The following is an 18,237-nucleotide window of genomic DNA, read 5'->3' as shown; positions in this document are numbered from 1 at the left end:
CCCGGAGCGGGGAGCATCAGTCTCTGGCAGAGCAAGACCTGTGTCCCGGGAGGAGGACGACGCCGTGGCGCTCGTGCGCGTGTACTGCGGTCTGGCCTCGGCGGATTCCGCCGACCGGTCGGCTTCGGTCGGATCGACGCTGACGTCCGCTGTGGTCGACGACGCAGGCCGTCTGCTGCATGTCTGCGAGATCGGTGACGACCCGGCTGGCTACGCCCAGCTGGTCGCGCTGCTCGTGGAGCGGTCGGGCGGGCCGAGCGGTGCGGCCATCGCGGCCGACAGCGACGACCACACCGTCACCTCGCTGCTGAGCGCGGCGGGCCGGCCGCTGGCGATCGCGGACGACGACTCGGTCGACGACTTCGCCGAGCGCTTCGCCGATGACGACTCGCTGGAGGAGATGCAGTCCCCGCCGGCCGAGCGCCGCGCGGTCGGGCTGGCCCGCGCGCTCCAGGCCGGCGCGCTCTCCGCGGTGACCCTCCCGGCGCCGCGCGACCTCGCCAACTACAAGCAGGTCCTCGCCGCGCACGCGGCACTGGCCAGCGGCCGGCACTCCGCCGCGGTGGCGCTGCGCGAGGTGCTCCGCGAGCTCTACCCGGCCGCGCTGCGCGCGTACCCCGACCCGGCCGAGCCGGTCTCCCTGGCCATCCTCGACGCGCTGCCCGAGCCGGGCATGCTCACCGGCACGGTGACCCGGGGCCGCGAGGTCGCGGTGGCGGCGGACGCCGTCGCCGCCCACCTGGCCGCCGAGGGTGTGGCGGACGCGGACACCATCAACGACGCGGTGACCGCGCTGCGGGTCGCCATCTCCGAGACGCCCCGGCGGGCCACCGTCAACCGGGCGCTCACCGCCGCCGTCGCCGAGACCGTGCGGCAGGCGGTCGCCTCCGTCCGGGCGTGCGACGCCGGCTGCGACGCGCTTGTGGGCGCGCTCAGTGCCCGGGTCACCACGCCCGCTCCGGCACCCGGCCGCCGGGCCGCCGCGCGCCGCGGCGAGCAGGTCGACGAGCTGGTCCCGTCCGCCGCCGGGCTGCGCCCGTTGCGCCCGGCCGAGTCCGAGCCCGTCGCGGAGCAGGCCGCGCGACGCAGCCGTCCCGAGCCGGTCTCCGGGCTCGTGGGTCGGCGCAGCCGTCCCGAGCCGGCCGGTCCGGCCGCCCCGCCCGCACCGCGCCCCCTCGGCCCGCCCCCGGTGGCCCCGGCGCCGGTCGCGCCGCCGCCCGTCGCCCCTTCGCCGGTCGCACCGGCCGCCTCCCTGGGTCGGCCGGCCTCCGCGCCGCACGCCCGCCCCGAGCCGACCGGCGCCCCGCTGCCGTCGCGGGTGGACGGGCCGACCAACCGCCCCATCTCCGCCCCGCCACCGCCGCCGCCCGGGATCACCCCGATCGCCCCGGCGCAGCGCGGCGCCGTGCCGCCGGCCGAGGCCGGGGAGCCGTTCCGCCCGACACTGACCACCGCGGCGATCAACAAGGCCCGGGCCGAGCGGCAGCGGACGGTCATCCCGCCCCGGCCGAAGACCAACCAGGAGCCACCGACCGGCGGCTTCAGCGCCACCGACCTGACCATCCCGGTGCCGACGCCCCGCCCCGGCCAGGAGGCCGCTCCCCCGGGCTCCCGGGCCAACTGGCCGCTGGTCAACACCGGCGAGGACCAGGACGACCGGGCCAAGGAGGCGCCGGCCTACCCGTACGGGCGGGGGGTGGACGCGCCGAGCGACCCGGGCCGGGTCACCCCGCCGTGGCTCGCCGACGACCTGCCGCAGGAGCCGCCGATGCTGCGGCTCGTGGAGCCGCCGCCGCTGGCCGACCGCGCGTTGCGCGACCAGCTGGACCCGCCGACCGACCCCGGTCTGGACGCGCCGCCGCTGCGGCTGGTCGACCGGCCGGACGCCAACCGGCCGAGCCGCCCGGCGCCCCGCGTGGAGGCGCCCGCCCCGCTGGAGCGGCGTCCCGCGCCGAAGGAGCACCGGCCGCCGCCGGTCTCCGACGAGGGCGACGGCGACCTGCTGATCTTCGCGCAGGCGAAGTCCGCCTGGTTCGTCGGGCACGGCGACGAGGCCGACCTCGACTGGGCGACCACCGCGGACACCGGCTGGCAGGCGGCCGAGCAGGCGGCCCGCCCGTCGGTGGGCGACGAGACCAAGGCCGGCCTGCCAAAGCGGGTCCCGCAGGCCAACCTGGTGCCGGGCTCGCCGCTCCGGGAGGAGCGTCCACTCCGGATCGTCCGCAACGCGGCCAGCCTCGCCGAGAACACCACCGGCTACTTCCGAGGCTGGCGGCGCGGGCAGGAGATCGGCGGCTTCGCCGTCGGCGGTCGCCCCGGCCGGGAGGCCGCCGGCGGTTGGGACTTCAGCCGGGACACCGGCGACCGCGACGACGACCGGGAGTACGAGTACCGGTCCGCGGGCTACCGGTCCTGATCGGAGTCGCGCCCCACCTGCGTGTTCCTGCCCACACCCGGATAATTTGACGCCGGACGCGGCCGGCCGGGAGCATACCGGCGGACCAGCCGGCGGCGGATGTTCGCCGGGGGTGGGAAGGCGGCTCCAATGGCGACACCGGCAATCGGCTCCTCCGTGTTCACCCGTCGGGGTGTCCTCGCCGCGGCGGCCGGCAGCCTGCTGCTCGCCGGCTGCGGGCAGCAGGGCGAGCGGCCGGACGACGAGTCCTCGGCCAGCAGCGCCTCCGCCAGCCAGGACCTGATCATCGGCGCCAGCCTGGAACTCACCGGCCGGGGCGCCGCGCTCGGCATTCCCCAGCAGCGGGCCCTCGAAATCACCGCGGACGCGCTGAACAAGACCGGCATCCCGGTGGGCAACCTGCGGCGGTCGGTCCGTCTCGACATCCGTGACAACCGCGGCAACCCCCGGGAGGCGGCCCGGCAGGCGGCCGAGCTGACCCGTGCCGGCGCGCAGGCCCTGGTCGGCGGCACCCTGGCGGAGACCTCGGTGGCCCTCGCCGAGGCGGCGGAGAAGGTCAAGACCCCCTTCCTCTCGCTGGGCCTCGGGGACGGCGTCGTGCTGCCGCTCGACGAACGGACCTTCAGCTTCCAGCTCACCCCGGACGCCGTCGACGTGGCCCGCCGGCTGGCCGACCTCGTCGGGACGCAGCGCGTACGGCGGGTGGCCCTGCTGGCCGCCGACGGGCTGCACGGAGACTCCGGCGTGCAGGCGGTGCGCGCCGCGCTGGCCGGCAGCGACGCCGACCTGGTCCGCACGATCCGGCTGCCCGCCACCGGGCGGAGCTTCGCCGCCGCCGCCCGGCGGATCGCCGCCGCCAAGCCGGACGGGGTGATCGTCTGGGGCGCCGCACCGGATTCCGGCGTGGCCGCCCGGGAGCTGCGCCGGGCCCGTTACCGCGGGCCGCTCTTCTTCGACGCCGGCGCGGTCGCCGAGGACACGCTCAGCGCCGCCAACGCCGCCGCGGTCGAGGGTGCGTACGCCGTGCACCCGGCCTGCCTGTCCGGCTCCACGCTGACCGCGACCAGCACGGCCGATCTGGAGCGGCGGGACTTCACCTACCGCTACACCCAGCGGTACGGCACCTCGAACACCTTCGCCCCGTACGCCTCGGACGCGCTCCAGCTCGTCGCCGCGTCGGCCCGGCTGGCCGCGAGCCTCGACCGTGGACGGTTGCGGGCGTTCCTGCAGACCCAGGTGGCCGAGGGGATCGCCGGCGGATACGCCTTCACGGCGGCCCGGCACGGTGGCATGGAGCCCGATTCGCTTGCCGTTTACGTGCTCACACAGGGCGCCTGGCGCCCGTACGCCTGACCGTCCGGGCGGTGACCGTCCCGGCGGGACGGTCACCGCCCGGCTGCGCTGCGTACCGAACGGCAGACAGCGAGAAGCGCCCGGTGGCCGATGGCCGCCGGGCGCTTCGTCACCGGGTCAGGCGGGGGCGACGGCCCGCGAGCGCCGCATGGTGAGCACGTACTCGACCAGCGAGATCAGCACGTGCTTCGTCGACTCCCGGTTACGGGCGTCGCAGGCCACCACCGGAACGTCCGACGAGATCGCGAGCGCGTCCCGGACGTCCTGCGGGTCGTGGTACTGCATCCCGTCGAAGCAGTTGATGGCCACCAGGTACGGCAGCCGCCGGTGCTCGAAGAAGTCGATGGCGGCGAAGCAGTCGGCCAGCCGGCGGGTGTCGACCAGCACGACGGCGCCGATAGCGCCCCGCACCAGTTCGTCCCACATGAACCAGAACCGGGTCTGACCCGGCGTACCGAACAGGTACAGGATCAGATCGCGGTCGATCGAGATACGACCGAAGTCCATGGCCACCGTGGTCGTCGTCTTGCCCGGCACCTGCCGGGTGTCGTCGACGCCCACGCCGGCGGAGGTCATGATCGCCTCGGTGGTCAGCGGCGTGATCTCCGAGACCGAGCCGACCAGCGTCGTCTTGCCGACGCCGAATCCACCGGCGATAACGATCTTCGCCGACGTCACGCGCCCGCTCGGGGCAGGCGGCCGGTGCGACATGTCAGAGCCTGCGAAGTCCACTCAGCACCCTCTCCAGCAGTTCAGTGCCCACCGCGTCGTCAGAGTCGTCCAAAATGGTCGGCTCGTGGACCGCGACCAGGCCGTCCGTCGCCATGTCGGCGATGAGCACCCGGGCCACGCCGAGCGGAAGCTGCATCCGCGCCGCAATTTCGGCGAGCGACTGCACACGTCCGTCACACAGCGCGGCGATGTACTGGTGCTCCCGGCCCTGGCCACCGTTGCCAGTGGCAACCGACCGGCCGCGCACCGTCGTCTCGACGAGCGCCTCCAGGGCGATCTCGAGCCGGGGGCGGGTACGACCGCGGGTCACGGCGTATGGACGGACCAACGCTCCGGTCGGTTCGTCACGATCAACCATGTCGCCGCTCACCTCCTTCGTACCCGGCACCGGCTCGCCCCGGTGGTGTTCGTCCTTGTCGTAGTTGTTGCCGCTTCTGACCCACCGGTCAGCGCGTCGTTCAGCCCATCATCCCGACAGCCGTGCGCGGCTGCGGGGTCAGAGCGTCGCCCACCCGGTCGACGAGCAGGGCCATCTCGTAACCGACCTGCCCGACGTCGCAGCTGCGCGCGGCGAGCACGGCGAAGGACGAGCCGTCCGAGATGGACATCAGGAACAGGAAGCCGTTGTCCATCTCGACGACGGTCTGGAGCACCGCGCCGCCCTCGAAGCAGCGGGCCGCGCCCTGGGTCAGGCTGACCAGACCGGACGAGATCGCCGCCAACTGGTCCGCGCGGTCCCGCGGGAGATCACGGGACGCCGCGAGGAGCAGGCCGTCGGCGGAGACGGCGACCGCGTGCGCCACACCGGGCACCCGGTCGGCGAAGTTGGCCAGCAGCCATCCGAGATCCTGCGTAGTAGTCATCCTTGTTGCTCCTTCTGCCCGCTCCCGGCCACTGGGCCTGAGCCAGACTGCGAGGACTGCTGCCCGCCCGGAGTTCCCTCCGGGCCGGTGGAGTTGCTGTCGGTCGGGTTGTTGCGCCCCCGCTGCACGCCCCGATGGTAGGCCGAGAGCAGACCCCGTACACCTTCCGGCGTGCGGCGCTGCACCGACGTGGACGGCTTCTCGACGCCACCGGGCACGAGCTGCGCCATCGGCGTCCGCTTCGGCAGGCCCTTCTGGGTGGTCTCCTCGACCGGGACCTCGGTGGCCGCCGAGGCGGCCCGCCAACCGTCGTCGGCCGCGGTCTGCCAACCGGGCTGCGGCGGGACGGAGGGCTGCCGGGTCGGCAGCGCACCGGCGTGACCGGGACGGGCACCCCCGTTCGTCGCGCCGTTGCCCTGCGGCGCTCCGCCGGCCGTCGGAGTCTGTGCCATCGGTGTGTTACCTGTCGTCCCGGGTGGTGTCTGCTGCACGGCCCGACCGGCGGCGTCGACCTTGGCGAACTGCTGGGTCGCGGCGCCGTTGGACGCGGCCGGCTGCGCTGCGGCCGGCTGCGCTGCCGCCGCCTCCTCCTTGGGCCCCGGCCGGCTGGTGCGGAACCAGGCCGACTCGAGCTCCCGGAAGATCGGCAGCTCCATCGTCTCGTCCGCGTACCGCTGGCGGTTGCCCGGCTGCTGCGGGGTTGCCGGGCGCGGCGCGGGGGCCGGCGCCGGCCGGTTGGCGGCCGGTGCCGTCTCCGGGCGGGTGACCCGGGGCAGCTCGGTGGTCATGTCCAGACCGGCGGCGAGCCGCTCCGGCACGGCCGGAGCCGCGGCCTGGTCGGGCGTGGCGACCGGCGGCCAGACCGGCGGAGCGCCGACGTGCGGCGCCGGAGCCGGCGGGGCGGGGCGCTGCGGCAGCTGGTTCGCCGGAGGCACCGAGACCGGGTAGCCGGCGGCCGGGGCGGCCGACACGGGCTGACCGGAGGCGGGCACGCCCGACACGGGGTAACCGGAGGCCGGCGCACCCGACACGGGGTAACCCGGCGCACCCGACACGGGGTAGCCCGGCGCACCCGACACGGGGTAACCGGAGGCCGGCGCACCCGAGACCGGGTAGCCCTGAGCCGGCGAGCCGGACACGGGGTAGCCCGAGACCGGGACACCGGAGACCGGCGGGACCGGCGGGGCGGAGACCGGCGGCGGGTTGTACGGCCGGGCCTCCGGGCTGCTCGGCAGCTGCCGCGGGATGGCCGGCTGCTGACCGGTGGTGGCCGGGTCGCCCTCGGCCGGGTTGCGCCGCTGGGGCAGCGGGTCGATCGGCTGGCCGTTCGAGTTCCGCGGGCTGAAGTTGTCACCGCCGGCCAGGGGGCCGGCGCCGGTCAGGTCGGACCAGGCCGGCATCGACCGGGCCCCGCCCGCGTTGGCCGGGGTGCCGGAGCCGTTGCGCGACGCCGGGTCGAAGGACCGCCCGCCCAGGGTGACCTGGTTGCCGGACGCACCGGGGTGCGGGACCGGCGGCGTGTGCGGGCCGTTGCCCAGGGCGGCCAGGGCGCCGAAGGCCGGGGCGGGACCGCCCTGGCCGAAGGCCGGGGCGGGACCGCCCTGGCCGAAGGCCGGGGCGGGACCGCCCTGGCCGAAGGCCGGGGCGGGACCGCCGTGCTGCGGGCCGGCGGCCGGGAGGGCCGGCGCGGACTGGCCGCGGCCGGCCAGGGCGCGCGGCACCAGGACCGAGGTGGGCAGCGTGACGTCGGCGACGGTGCCCCGGTCGGCGCCGGGCCGCAGCTCGACCTTGACGCCGTGCCGGGAGGCCAGCCGGGCGACCACCACGAGGCCCATCATCCGGGAGACCGCCACATCGACCTGTGGCGGCGTGGCCAGCCGCTCGTTCAGCTCGCGGAGCTGGTCGTGGCTGATGCCGATGCCCCGGTCCTCGACGTAGAGGGAGGCACGGTCACCCACGCGCCGGGCCTCCACCATGACCTGGGAGTCCGGCGGGGAGAAGGCGGTGGCGTTGTCGAACAGCTCGGCGACCAGGTGCACGAGGTCGTTGACCGCGTGCGCGGCGACCTCGATGTCCCGGTCGATCACGCCGAACTCGATCCGGGTGTAGTGCTCGACCTCGGACTGCGCGGCGCGGAGCACGTCGATCAGGGCGGCCGGCTCGCGCTGCACGCGGGTGGAGTCCGCGCCGGCGAGGACCAGCAGGTTCTCGTCGTTGCGGCGCATCCGCGTGGCCAGGTGGTCGAGCTGGAACAGCTCGGCCAGCCGGTCCGGGTCCTCCTCGCCGCGCTCCAGCCGGTCGAGGTGGCCGATCAGCCGGTCGACCAGGATCTGCGACCGGCGGGCCAGGTTGACGAACATGGTCGCGACGGAGGCCCGCAGGGCGGCCTGCTCGGCCGCGGTGCGGACGGCCTCCAGGTGGACGGCGTTGAACGCCTCGGTCACCTGGCCGAACTCGTCCTTGCTGCGTACCGGCAGCGGCTCGGCGATCTGGTTGGCCAGCTGCACCGGGGAGAGCTGCCCGGTGACCTGCGGGTCGCGCAGCCGGGCCACCGCCTGCGGCAGGCCGTACTGGGCCACCGAGAGGGCGCCCTGACGCAGCTCACGCAGCGAGCGGGCCATGGAGCGGGCGACCAGGTACGCGAAGAGGATGGCCAGCAGCAGCATGCTCAGCAGCAGGCCGGTCTCCAGGAACACCTGGCGCTGGGTGTCCGACCGCAGCTCGTCGGCCTGGCGGACCACGTTGCCGTCCAGCCGGTTCTCGACCGTGAGGATCAGCTTGGCGTACGCCACCATCGTGGCGTCCCAGTCGTCGGTCGAGAACGGCGGTTTCGACAGGTCGCCGTCGTTGGTCGCAGCGATCTGGCTGGTGTAGCGCTCCGCCTTGCGCAGGTCGGAGCCGCTGACGGTCTGGTCGAAGAACTCCGAGTCGGTCTGGTTGGCGACCGCCTTGAAGTTCTGGAACGCCTGCGTCTGGCCGGTGCGGCTCTCGATGAACTGCTCGCGCAGGTTCGGGGTGAGGCGCTTCCCGTTCAGCACCTCGTGCACGATCACGCGGCGCTGGGCCAGGTATTCCTTCTGCCGGGCGACCGCGGCCGCGGCGCGCATCCGGTCGCTCAGGTCGTTGTCGCCGGCGAGCTGGATGGCCGAGTCGCGGACCGAGAGCAGGTTGGTGATCAGACCCTCGTACGACGTCTGCGCTTCGTCGCCGGTGAGCTTGCCGTTGAGGACCTGGCTGCGGGTGCCCGGGAGATCGGAGAGCCCGTCGTCGACGGCCTTCAGCCGGGCCTCGAACGTGCGCGGCAGATCGTTGATCTCGAGCCGCTGTCGGGAGTAGGGCGACTTCGCCTGGTCGACCCGCTGGTTCGCCCGGTTGTAGGCCTCCTGGTACTGCGCCCGCGTCTGCACTTCCGTCGAGCTGAGGAAGAGCACCGAGGTGACCCGCTCGTCCTGGAGCGTGTCGGCCAGGTCACCCGAGTAGGAGATCAGGTTCGCCAGGTCACCGGCTCGGTTGGCATTGTTCAGCGTCTCCAGGTGGTCGACCAGACCGCTGGTGCCGACCACGACTGTCGCGATGGTCGGCACGATCATGATCAGGCCGAGCTTGGACCAGATCGGCATGTCGCGGAGCCGGCTGGCCGGCCGGCTCAGACGCGACAGGAAGGAGCCCGCCGTCGTTGGCCGTTTGCTCACGTCACCGCCCTCGCATTACCGCGTCCGGCGTCGCCTGTGGGCAACGCCGAGCGACCGACCCGGCGGGTCGGACCTCCGAGATTCCATCACGCCGCCCCGCAAAGAGAAAGCCCAGGTTGTCCCTCGCCGGAGGTGTGATGAGATGTTGATGCAATTTGATAGCAATCCGTCTGGCCGGAGTCACTCAAAGTAATGGAACACCCGCACCGCGTCGTCCTGCTCGCTGGCCCTTCCGGCTCCGGAAAGTCGTATATAGCCCAGCGAACCGGACTTCCTGTCCTCTGTCTCGACGACTTCTACAAGGACGGCGATGACCCTACGTTGCCGCGTCGAAACGGAGAGGTGGACTGGGAGTCCCCGCTGGCCTGGGATGCGGACACAGCGGTGGACACAATCGCCCGACTGGCCCGGGACGGCAAGGCCGAAGTGCCGGTTTATGCGATCGGCGCGGACCGCCGGGTGGCCACCCGGCCATTCGACGTCGACGGATCGCCACTTTTCGTCGCCGAAGGGATCTTCGCCGCCGAGATCGTCGCGGAGTGCCGCCGCCGGGGCCTGCTCGCCGGGGCGTACGCGCTGCGCCGCCCCCGCGGGGCCACCTTCGTCCGCCGGCTCGCCCGCGATCTGGCCGAACAGCGCAAGGCGCCCCGCGTGCTGATCCGGCGCGGGGTGGCGTTGCTGCGGGCGGAGCCGGCGGTGCTGCGCCGGCAGACCGGGCTGGGCGCCGAGGCGGCCCGGGCCGGGCAGGTGCTGCGGCGGGTAGCCGCTCTGCTCGCCGGCCACCCGCGGCAGCCGTGATCAGCCGATCAGCTTGGCGTACGCCGGCTTGATCACCTCGTCGATGATCTTCAGCCGCTCGTCGAACGGGATGAAGGCGCTCTTCATGGCGTTGATGGTGAACCACTGGAGTTCCTTCCAGCCGTAGCCGAAGGCGTCCACCAGCAGGGCCATCTCGCGGGACATCGAGGTGCCGCTCATCAGCCGGTTGTCGGTGTTGACCGTCACCCGGAAGCGCAGGTCGCGCAGCAGCCCGATCGGGTGGTCGGCGATCGACGCGGCGGCCCCGGTCTGCACGTTGGAGGAGGGGCACAGCTCCAGCGGGATCCGCTTGTCCCGCACGTACGCGGCCAGCCGGCCCAGCACCGGCGGGTTCCCGGGCGTGATGTCGTCGACGATCCGGACGCCGTGCCCGAGCCGGTCCGCGCCGCACCACTGGATCGCCTGCCAGATCGACGGCAGCCCGAACGCCTCTCCGGCGTGGATGGTGAAGTGGAAGTTCTCCCGCTGAAGGTACTCGAAGGCGTCCAGGTGCCGGGTGGGCGGGAAACCCGCCTCCGCCCCGGCGATGTCGAACCCGACCACCCCGGTGTCCCGGTGCCGCACGGCCAGCTCGGCGATCTCCTGCGAGCGGGCCGCGTGCCGCATCGCGGTGAGCAGCGTCCCGACCCGGATCGGGGTGCCCGCCTCGGCGGCCAGGGCGCTGCCCTCCCGGAAACCGGTGACCACCGCGTCGACCACCTCGTCCAGGGTCAGGTTCTGCTCCAGGTGCTGCTCGGGGGCGAACCGGACCTCGGCGTAGACCACCCCGTCGGCGGCCAGGTCGAGCGCGCACTCGCGGGCCACCCGGCGCAGCGCGGGCCCGGTCTGCATGACCGCCACGGTGTGCGCGAAGGTCTCCAGGTAGCGCTCCAGCGAACCGGAGTTCGCCGCCTCGGCGAACCAGCGGCCCAGCGCGTCCGGGTCACTGGTGGGCAGCTCGTGGCCGGCCTCGGCGGCCAGCTCGACGATCGTCGCGGGCCGCAGACCGCCGTCGAGGTGGTCGTGCAGCAGCGCCTTCGGGACCTTGACGATGTCCTCGTACGAGATTGCCATGCACCGACCCTAGTCACCGACCGTCGGAAAGCGGCACCGGACCGGGCCGGCTCAGGGCCGCCAGCCGTACACCCGCTCGACCGTGAGCCGGAGCACCAGCCGGCCGTCGGCCACCATGGCCGCCCGGTAGTCCGCCCAGTCCGGGTGCTCGCCCCGGATCCGCCGGTAGACCTCGACCAGTTCCTCGACCGTGGCGTCGTCGGCCGCCGCGGCCGGCGGGGTGATGTCCACCCGCCCCTCGGCCACCGCGTACGCCCCGCCGTCGGCGGTGCTGACGTGGAAGCTGGCCCGCGGATCGCGCCGCAGGTTGCGCACCTTCGCCCGGTCGCCCGTCGTGGAGCAGCGGATCAGCCCCGGCTCGGCCAGGTAGTCGACGTTGGAGAGCTGCGGCCGGCCGTCCCGGCGCAGGGTCACCAGGGTCCCGCGCCCTCGCTCGCCGAACAGCTCCCACAGCCGGGCGGTCACGCGGGCACCCGCAGCGGCGCGAGCGCGACGGCCAGCCGGGCCAGCTGGTCGAGCATCTGGTCCGCGGCGGCCTCCCGGCCCGGATCCGGTCGCAGTCCGCCGGCCTCGTCCAGCGCCTGCCGCAGGAAGATCGCCACCGCCTCGTTGACCGGCACCATGTTCAACGTGGTCACCACCTGCTTGATCATCTGGACCGCCCGCAGGCCGCCGGAGGTCATGCCGTAGCTGACGAAGCCCACCGGCTTGTGCCGCCACTCGTGGTAGAGGTAGTCGATCGCGTTCTTCAGCGGCGCGCTGAAGCCGTAGTTGTACTCCGGCATCACCAGCACGAAGGCATCGGCGGCGGCGGTGGTCTCGCTCCACGACCGGGTGTGCTCGTGCAGGTAGACGCCCTCCGAGGGGTGGTGCGGCTCGTCGTGGAACGGCAGCCCGACCTCGGCGAGGTCCACGAGGCGCACCTCGTCGAAGGCGCCGTGGCGGACGGCCGCCTCGGCGAACCAGTCGCCGAGGCGGCGGCCCACCCGGCCGGGTCGGGTGCTGGCGACGATCACGTTCAGGCGGGGCATGGCGAGGTCACTCCTGTCGGGGCGGGACGGCCGGGGGCCGGCACGGCGAGTCGGGGGATGAGGAACTGGGCGAGCGGCCCGATGGCCAGGGCGTACAGCAGGGTGCCGGGACCGACCGTGCCGCCGAGCAGCCAGCCGAGGGCCAGCACCACCAGCTCGATCAGGGTGCGGACGCGGCCGACGGGCAGGCCGCGCGCGGCGAGGCCGGTCATCAGGCCGTCACGGGGCCCGGGCCCGAGGCGGGCGCCGAGGTAGAGGCCGGTGGCCACCCCGTTGAGCAGCACGCCGAGGACCAGCAGGCCGATCCGGGCGGGAAGTGCGGACAGTGGCGGCAGCACCGCCAGGACCGCGTCGAGCGCCAGGCCGACCAGCGCCACGTTGGCCACTGTTCCCACGCCCGGCCGCTGGCGCAGCGGAAACCAGAGCAGCAGGACCAGCAGCGCCACGCCGTTGACGACCCACCCGAGCGGCAGGCCGGTCCGGTCGGCGATGCCCTGGTGCAGCACGTCCCAGGAGGACAGGCCGAGATCCGCCCGGACCATCAGCGCCACGCTGGCGCCGAAGAGGAACAGGCCGGCCAGGAGCCGCACCAGCCGCGTGGGCAATGTGGTTGACATGTCATCCACCTTAGGGCGAGCTTGGTGACATGTCAACAAGTCGGTTAGGCTCGGCGCATGGACGCACCACGGTGGTTGGACGAGCGGGAAAACCGGGCCTGGCGCGGCTATCGCCGAATGCGCCGCCTGCTCGACCTGGAACTGGCCCGGGATCTGATGCAGGACGCCGGCCTCTCCGAGCCGGACTACGACGTCCTCTCCGACCTCTCCGAGACGCCCGACCAGCGGCTGCGGCTCAGCGAGTTGGCCGACCGGATGCTCTGGTCGCGCAGCCGGCTCTCCCACCACCTGGCCCGGATGCAGCAGCGCGGCCTGGTCACCCGGGAGGAGCACCCCTCGGACGGCCGCGGCTCCATCGTGGTGTTGACCCCGGCCGGCCGGGCCGCCATCGGGGCCGCCGCCCCGGGCCACGTCGCCGCGGTCCGCCGGCACCTCATCGACCTGCTGACCCCCGAGGAGATCGACGCGCTGGGTGCCCTGACCCAGCGGGTGGTCGACCGCCTGTCCGGCCGCCCGACCGCGGCGGAGGGCTGACGTGGACCAGCGCATCCTGGCCCGGCTGCGCTGCCCGGTCTGCGGCGAGCCGCTGGCCGAGACCGCCGCCGGCACCGCCCGGGCGCTGCGCTGCCCGCGCCGGCACAGCTTCGACATCGCCCGGCAGGGGTACGTGAACCTGCTCGCCGGCCGCGCCCCGCACACCGGGGACAGCGCCGAGATGGTCGCCGCCCGCGCCGACTTCCTGGCCGCCGGCCACTACGCCACCGTGGCCGCCGCGCTCGCCGACACGGCCCGGCGGATCGTGTACGGCGCGGCGCGGGTCGTGGAGGGCGCGGAGGATGCCCGGCCCGCCGCGAACCCGGCCGGCAGTGACGGCGCCGACGAGGCGTACCCCCTGGTGGTGGACGCCGGAGCCGGCACGGGCTGGTACCTCGCGGCGGTGCTGGCGGCGCTGCCGGACGCGGTCGGCCTGGCCCTCGACGTCGCCAAGCCGGCGCTGCGCCGGGCGGCCCGGGCCCATCCGCGCGCGGCCGCGGCGCTGGCCGACACCTGGCAGCGGCTGCCGCTGGCCGACCGCTCCGCGACGGTGCTGCTGAACGTCTTCGCGCCGCGCAACGGCGCCGAGTTCCACCGGGTGCTCGACCCGGCGGGCGCGCTGCTGGTGGTCACCCCGACCGCGGATCACCTCGCCGAGCTGGTCGACGCGCTCAACCTGCTCCGGGTGGACCCGGAGAAGGCCGACCGGGTCGCCGGCAGCCTGAGCGCCCACTTCGCCGAGGAGTCGGCCACCGAGCACCGGGCCCGGCTGGAGCTGAGCCGCGGCGAGGTGGCCACGCTGGTCGGGATGGGTCCGAGCGCCTGGCACGCCGACCCGGCCCGGCTCGCCGAGCGGATCGCCGCGCTGCCCGAGCCGGTGCCGGTCACCCTCGCCGTGCGGCTCGGCGTGCACCGGCCGCGCTGACGCTCAGGTGGACAGGTCGACCTCTTCCCAGCCCGGCGGCTCGTCGTGGTACGGCCCGCGCAGCACCACGGCCCACTCCAGCGCCCACCGGCGCTGGCCGATGGCGTTGGCGTCCACGAGCCCGGGCAGGGCCCGGCCGGCCTCCTCCACCTCCAGGTACGCCCAGTCCAGGCAGTAGTGCAGGTCGAGCAGGGCGGCCGCGTCGGCCGGGTGCTGCGGGGCGGCCAGGATCCGGGCCCGCCACTGGCCGAAGTTCTCCCCGGTGACCAGGTTCGGCATCCGCTCGACCAGCCGCTCGTCCACCGGCACCGTCGGGTCCAGTTCCTTGGCCAGCCCGAGCACCCAGGCCAGCGAGAAGAGCGCGTCGTGGTGCAGCACGAACGACCGGTGGTCGCCCTTGCCCCCCATCACGAACTGCCACTCCGGCGGGGTCACCATCTCGACCAGGTGCGACTCCAGCAGCCAGCTCATCGCCGCCTGCGCCGGCATCCCGAAGCAGCGGGCCAGGATCACGTGGAGCACCGCGATCCGCGCCTCGATCTCCGGGGTGGGGCGCAGCTCGATCTCGTCCCCCGGCTCCCACACCAGCGGGAACTGTGGGGGCGGCAGCGGAAGGCCCAGCCGGGACAGCTCGTCGAGGCTCGCCTCACGAACGGCCCGGGGATCGGGGGCGGGTACGCGCACGGCTCAGGTCCCTGTCTGCTCGCAACGGCTCATCGCCGGTCGGTCCCCCCTTGGCCTGCGACAATAGCGGCTCGGTCGGCGCCGCACCATGACCGGGAAGGATCAGCCGATCCGCTCGATCACCAGCGGCGTCGCGGCGGGGGCGTCCGGTGCGATCCGGACCGCCCGCTCCGCCTCGGCCAGCGCCGCCGGGATCCGCTCGGCGTGCTCGGCCCGCAGCTCGTACAGGGGCTCGCCGACGCGCACCCGGTCGCCGGGGCGCTTGTGCAGCACCACGCCGGCCGGGATGCTCACCGGGTCCTCCTTGCGGGCCCGGCCGGCGCCGAGCCGCCAGGCGGCCACACCCATGGCGTACGCGTCGATCCCGGCGACGTAGCCGTCGTCGGTCGCGGTGACCACCTCGACCTCGCGGGCCGTGGGCATCGGGGCGTCCGGGTCGCCGCCCTGCGCCCGGATCATCGTGCGCCAGGAGTCCATGGCCCGGCCGTCGCGCAGCGCCGCCTCGGGGTCGGCGTCCGGCAGGCCGGCCGCGGCCAGCATCTCCCGGGCCAGCGCCAGGGTCAGCTCTACCACGTCGGCCGGGCCGCCGCCGGCCAGCACCTCGACCGACTCGGTCACCTCGACCGCGTTGCCGATGGCCAGGCCCAGCGGGGTGGACATGTCGGTGAGCAGGGCGACCGTGCGCACCCCGTGCGCCCCGCCCAGCTCCACCATGGTCCGGGCCAGCTCCCGGGCGTCGTCGACGTTCTTCATGAAGGCGCCGGAGCCCACCTTCACGTCGAGCACCAGGGCCCCGGTCCCCTCGGCGATCTTCTTGCTCATGATGGAGCTGGCGATCAGCGGGATGGCCTCGACGGTGCCGGTGACGTCGCGCAGCGCGTACAGCTTGCGGTCCGCCGGGGCCAGCCCGTCGCCGGCCGCGCAGATCACCGCGCCGACGTCGCGCAGCTGGGCGATGAACTCGTCGTTGCTCAGCGCGGCCCGCCAGCCGGGGATCGACTCCAGCTTGTCCAGGGTGCCGCCGGTGTGGCCGAGGCCCCGGCCGCTGAGCTGCGGCACGGCCGCGCCGCAGGCCGCGACCAGCGGGGTCAGCGGCAGGGTGATCTTGTCGCCGACGCCGCCGGTCGAGTGCTTGTCCACGGTCGGCCGGGCCACCGGCGACAGGTCCAGCCGCTCGCCGCTGGCGATCATCGCGGCGGTCCACCGGGCGATCTCCGGCGCGGTCATGCCGCGCAGCAGGATCGCCATGGCCAGCGCCGACATCTGCTCGTCGGCCACCAACCCCCGGGTGTACGCGTCGACCACCCAGTCGATCTGGCCGTCGCTCAGCACGCCCCCGTCCCGCTTGGCCCGGATGACGTCAACCGCCGTGAATGCACTCATCAGATGATCTTTCCTCGTCGTTCCGGAAGCGGTGCCGCAGCTCAGGCCGGGGACCAGCGGATCGGGATCTCCAGGGGCGGCTCGCCCTCGCCGGCCCAGAAGATGGTGCCCGACGCGTCCACCACGACGACGCGCGGCGTCCGGGCCAGCCCCCAGGTGATCGCCTCCGCCGGATCGTCCCAGGTCGGGCCCTCCTCCAGCACGCCGGTCTCGGCGCCCTCGGTGTCCCCGGCCGACCGCTCCCAGTACGCCGTCCAGACCTGCTGCCCGGCGGAGAGGTCCGGGTGCACGAAGACCGTGCCCCGCCCCCGCCAGGCGGCCAGCCGCTCCGGGACCACCGGCACCGGCGTCTCGCCGGTCACCGCCTCCAGGTCCTCCACGCCGAACGCGTGCGGCAGCAGCTCGGCCATCCGCAGCGTGCCGCCCTTCGCCTCGATGAGGCACTCCGGGCCGCCGTTCTCCCACAGCAGCTGCCGGCAGCGGCCGCACGGCATGAGCGGCTCGCCGGTGGCGTCGACGCAGGACAGCGCCACGATCCGGCCGCCGCCGGTGGCGTGCAGCGAGGAGACCACCCCGCACTCGGCGCAGAGGACCACGCCGTACGCGGCGTTCTCCACGTTGCAGCCGACCACCACCCGGCCGTCGTCGACCAGGGCGGCCGCCCCGACGGGAAACTTCGAGTAGGGCACGTACGCGTGCCGCATGACCTCGGTGGCGGCGGCCCGCAGCCGCTCCCAGTCGATCTCCATCACGACTCCCATTCTGCCCAATTCACGCTGATCGGTCGCGGTGGCGGCCGGAGACGACCGTGCCCGGCGGGTCCAACCCCGCCGGGCACGCTGCGTCGCGGGCGGTCAGCCCTTGATGTACGGCTTGCCGTCGGCGGCCGGCGCCCGGACCTTGCCGACCAGCCCGGCCACCGCCAGGATCGTCGCCAGGTAGGGCAGCATCGCGAGGAACTGGCTCGGGATGCTGCTGCCGATCGCGCCCAGGTAGGTGGCGAGCTGGTCGGCGAACCCGAAGAAGAGCGCGGCGAGCAGCGCACCGGTCGGGCTCCACCGGCCGAAGATCAGCGCGGCCAGGGCGATGAAGCCCTTACCGCCGATCATGTTCTTGGTGAACGAGTAGAGCGCCAGCGTGTACGAGGCGCCACCGACACCGGCCACCAGCCCGGCCATGATCACGTTGCGGTAGCGCAGTCGCAGCACCTTCACGCCGACCGTGTCGGCGGCCGTCGGGTGCTCACCCACCGACCGGGTCCGCAGGCCCCACCGAGTACGGAACAGCGCGATGTGGATGACCAGCACCAGCAGCAGGCCGACGTAGAGGAAGATGTTGCCCCGGAACAGCGCCGGACCGATCAGCGGGATGTCCTTGAGCAGCGGGATCTCCCAGTTGCTGAACCGCGGCGCGCTGTTGTACTTCGTCGCGTCGGTCTGCATGAGCCGCTCGTAGAGGAAGCCGGTGACGCCGACCGCCAGCAGGTTGAGCACGATGCCCATGACCACCTGGTCGACCAGGTAGCGGATGGCGAAGACGGCCAGCAGCAGCGAGATCAGCGCGCCGCCGATCGCGGCGGCGACCAGGCCCACCCAGACGCTGCCGGAGATGCTGCCGAACAGCGCGCCGGAGAAGGCGCCCATCAGCAACTGGCCCTCGATCGCCACGTTCACCACGCCGGAGCGCTCGCAGAGCACGCCGGCCAGGGCGCCGAAGATCAGCGGCAGGGCCAGGATGAACGTGCCCCGTACGACGTTGACCAGCGGCATGAAGTTGCGGCCCTCGGGGGCGGCGGAGACCTGCCAGCACAGGAAGCTCAGCACGAAGGCGACCAGCCCGACGCCGAGCACCAGGGTGAACCAGCGCTTCGGCACCCCGGCGAGCAGGGCGGCCCCGGCCGCGGCGGCGATGATGCCGAAGAGGATCGCGCCGACCGTGCCGTTGATCTCCAGGGCGGCGCCGCCCTCGGTCTCACTGAGCGTGAAGCGGGCCTGCTGGCCGGTGGCGAGCGCGCCGAACAGCACGGTGGCGAGCACGCCCAGCCCCAGCAGGACGGCTCCGGCCTTGCGGGCGCGCGTCCAGAAGCCCTCGTCGACCGCGGTCACGGCGACCTCGGGGACAGCGGTGGTGGACAT

The 18,237-nt window shown here is 74.0% G+C and carries 17 protein-coding genes; 5 read left to right on the top strand and 12 right to left on the bottom strand.

Annotated features, from left to right (window positions below; genetic code table 11):
• The first annotated feature begins 40 nt into the window (after positions 1-40).
• Together ABZ452_RS09920 and ABZ452_RS09915 are read left to right on the top strand one after the other, a co-directional pair.
• The gene (locus tag ABZ452_RS09920; RefSeq protein ID WP_357940847.1) at positions 41-2,416 is read left to right on the top strand and encodes a transposase; all 2,376 of its coding nucleotides are present in this window, start codon (positions 41-43) and stop codon (positions 2,414-2,416) included.
• Positions 2,417-2,545: 129 nt separating this feature from the next.
• Positions 2,546-3,769 carry an ABC transporter substrate-binding protein gene (locus ABZ452_RS09915; RefSeq protein ID WP_357940845.1) on the top strand — a complete coding sequence of 408 codons (1,224 nt, stop codon included), beginning with the start codon at positions 2,546-2,548 and terminating at the stop codon, positions 3,767-3,769.
• A gap of 117 nt (positions 3,770-3,886) precedes the next feature.
• On the opposite strand, the gene ABZ452_RS09910 is transcribed toward ABZ452_RS09915, so the two are convergent.
• The 4 genes from ABZ452_RS09910 to ABZ452_RS09895 all read right to left on the bottom strand — a co-directional run bounded on the left by ABZ452_RS09910 (position 3,887) and on the right by ABZ452_RS09895 (position 9,056).
• Positions 3,887-4,480, bottom strand: coding sequence for an ATP/GTP-binding protein (locus ABZ452_RS09910; RefSeq protein ID WP_091260490.1), 594 nt, complete (start codon positions 4,478-4,480; stop codon positions 3,887-3,889).
• 1 nt (position 4,481) lies between these two features.
• Positions 4,482-4,859, bottom strand: a complete 378-nt coding sequence (locus ABZ452_RS09905; RefSeq protein WP_091261430.1) for a DUF742 domain-containing protein — start codon at positions 4,857-4,859, stop codon at positions 4,482-4,484.
• Between the two features lie 100 nt (positions 4,860-4,959).
• Entirely contained in the window at positions 4,960-5,364 is a 405-nt protein-coding gene (locus ABZ452_RS09900; RefSeq protein ID WP_111134940.1) for a roadblock/LC7 domain-containing protein, read from the bottom strand.
• Positions 5,361-9,056, bottom strand: a complete 3,696-nt coding sequence (locus tag ABZ452_RS09895; RefSeq protein WP_357940843.1) for a nitrate- and nitrite sensing domain-containing protein — start codon at positions 9,054-9,056, stop codon at positions 5,361-5,363. The genes ABZ452_RS09900 and ABZ452_RS09895 overlap by 4 nt, the downstream gene beginning before the upstream one ends.
• Positions 9,057-9,440: 384 nt before the next feature.
• Between ABZ452_RS09895 and ABZ452_RS09890 the strand changes: the two genes are divergently transcribed.
• Positions 9,441-9,854, top strand: a complete 414-nt coding sequence (locus ABZ452_RS09890; RefSeq protein WP_357940841.1) for a hypothetical protein — start codon at positions 9,441-9,443, stop codon at positions 9,852-9,854.
• Here ABZ452_RS09890 and ABZ452_RS09885 read toward each other — a convergent pair whose 3' ends face one another.
• From ABZ452_RS09885 to ABZ452_RS09870, 4 genes are read right to left on the bottom strand one after another with little or no spacing between them, the layout of a single operon-like run.
• Entirely contained in the window at positions 9,855-10,928 is a 1,074-nt protein-coding gene (locus ABZ452_RS09885; RefSeq protein ID WP_357940839.1) for an adenosine deaminase, read from the bottom strand.
• 51 nt (positions 10,929-10,979) lie between these two features.
• Positions 10,980-11,393, bottom strand: a complete 414-nt coding sequence (locus ABZ452_RS09880; RefSeq protein ID WP_357940837.1) for a PPOX class F420-dependent oxidoreductase — start codon at positions 11,391-11,393, stop codon at positions 10,980-10,982.
• Entirely contained in the window at positions 11,390-11,959 is a 570-nt protein-coding gene (locus ABZ452_RS09875; RefSeq protein WP_357940835.1) for an NAD(P)H-dependent oxidoreductase, read from the bottom strand. The genes ABZ452_RS09880 and ABZ452_RS09875 overlap by 4 nt, the downstream gene beginning before the upstream one ends.
• The gene (locus ABZ452_RS09870; protein WP_357940833.1) at positions 11,947-12,576 is read right to left on the bottom strand and encodes a hypothetical protein; all 630 of its coding nucleotides are present in this window, start codon (positions 12,574-12,576) and stop codon (positions 11,947-11,949) included. The genes ABZ452_RS09875 and ABZ452_RS09870 overlap by 13 nt, the downstream gene beginning before the upstream one ends.
• A 57-nt stretch (positions 12,577-12,633) precedes the next feature.
• Here ABZ452_RS09870 and ABZ452_RS09865 point away from each other — a divergent pair, with 57 nt between their 5' ends.
• Positions 12,634-13,110 (top strand): MarR family transcriptional regulator, encoded by a 477-nt coding sequence (locus ABZ452_RS09865; protein ID WP_357940831.1) that lies wholly within the window; start codon positions 12,634-12,636, stop codon positions 13,108-13,110.
• 1 nt (position 13,111) lies between these two features.
• On the top strand, positions 13,112-14,035 hold the full coding sequence (locus ABZ452_RS09860) for a putative RNA methyltransferase (RefSeq protein WP_357940829.1): 924 nt from the start codon (positions 13,112-13,114) through the stop codon (positions 14,033-14,035).
• Between the two features lie 3 nt (positions 14,036-14,038).
• Here the strand turns inward: ABZ452_RS09860 and ABZ452_RS09855 are convergent, their stop codons facing one another.
• The 4 genes from ABZ452_RS09855 to ABZ452_RS09840 form a co-directional block, all read right to left on the bottom strand.
• Positions 14,039-14,719, bottom strand: coding sequence for a DUF4272 domain-containing protein (locus tag ABZ452_RS09855; protein ID WP_355053754.1), 681 nt, complete (start codon positions 14,717-14,719; stop codon positions 14,039-14,041).
• Positions 14,720-14,821: 102 nt separating this feature from the next.
• Complete coding sequence (locus ABZ452_RS09850) at positions 14,822-16,102, bottom strand: thymidine phosphorylase (protein WP_357940827.1); 1,281 nt, start codon at positions 16,100-16,102, stop codon at positions 14,822-14,824.
• 41 nt (positions 16,103-16,143) lie between these two features.
• The gene (locus ABZ452_RS09845) at positions 16,144-16,851 is read right to left on the bottom strand and encodes a cytidine deaminase (RefSeq protein ID WP_355054178.1); all 708 of its coding nucleotides are present in this window, start codon (positions 16,849-16,851) and stop codon (positions 16,144-16,146) included.
• Between the two features lie 105 nt (positions 16,852-16,956).
• Entirely contained in the window at positions 16,957-18,237 is a 1,281-nt protein-coding gene (locus tag ABZ452_RS09840; RefSeq protein WP_357940825.1) for an ABC transporter permease, read from the bottom strand.

The sequence above is a fragment of the Micromonospora sp. NPDC005707 genome (assembly GCF_040631005.1).
GTDB lineage: Bacteria > Actinomycetota > Actinomycetes > Mycobacteriales > Micromonosporaceae > Micromonospora.
The sequence above is the reverse complement of the archived record's forward strand: the minus strand, read 5'-3'. Positions and strand labels throughout refer to the sequence as shown.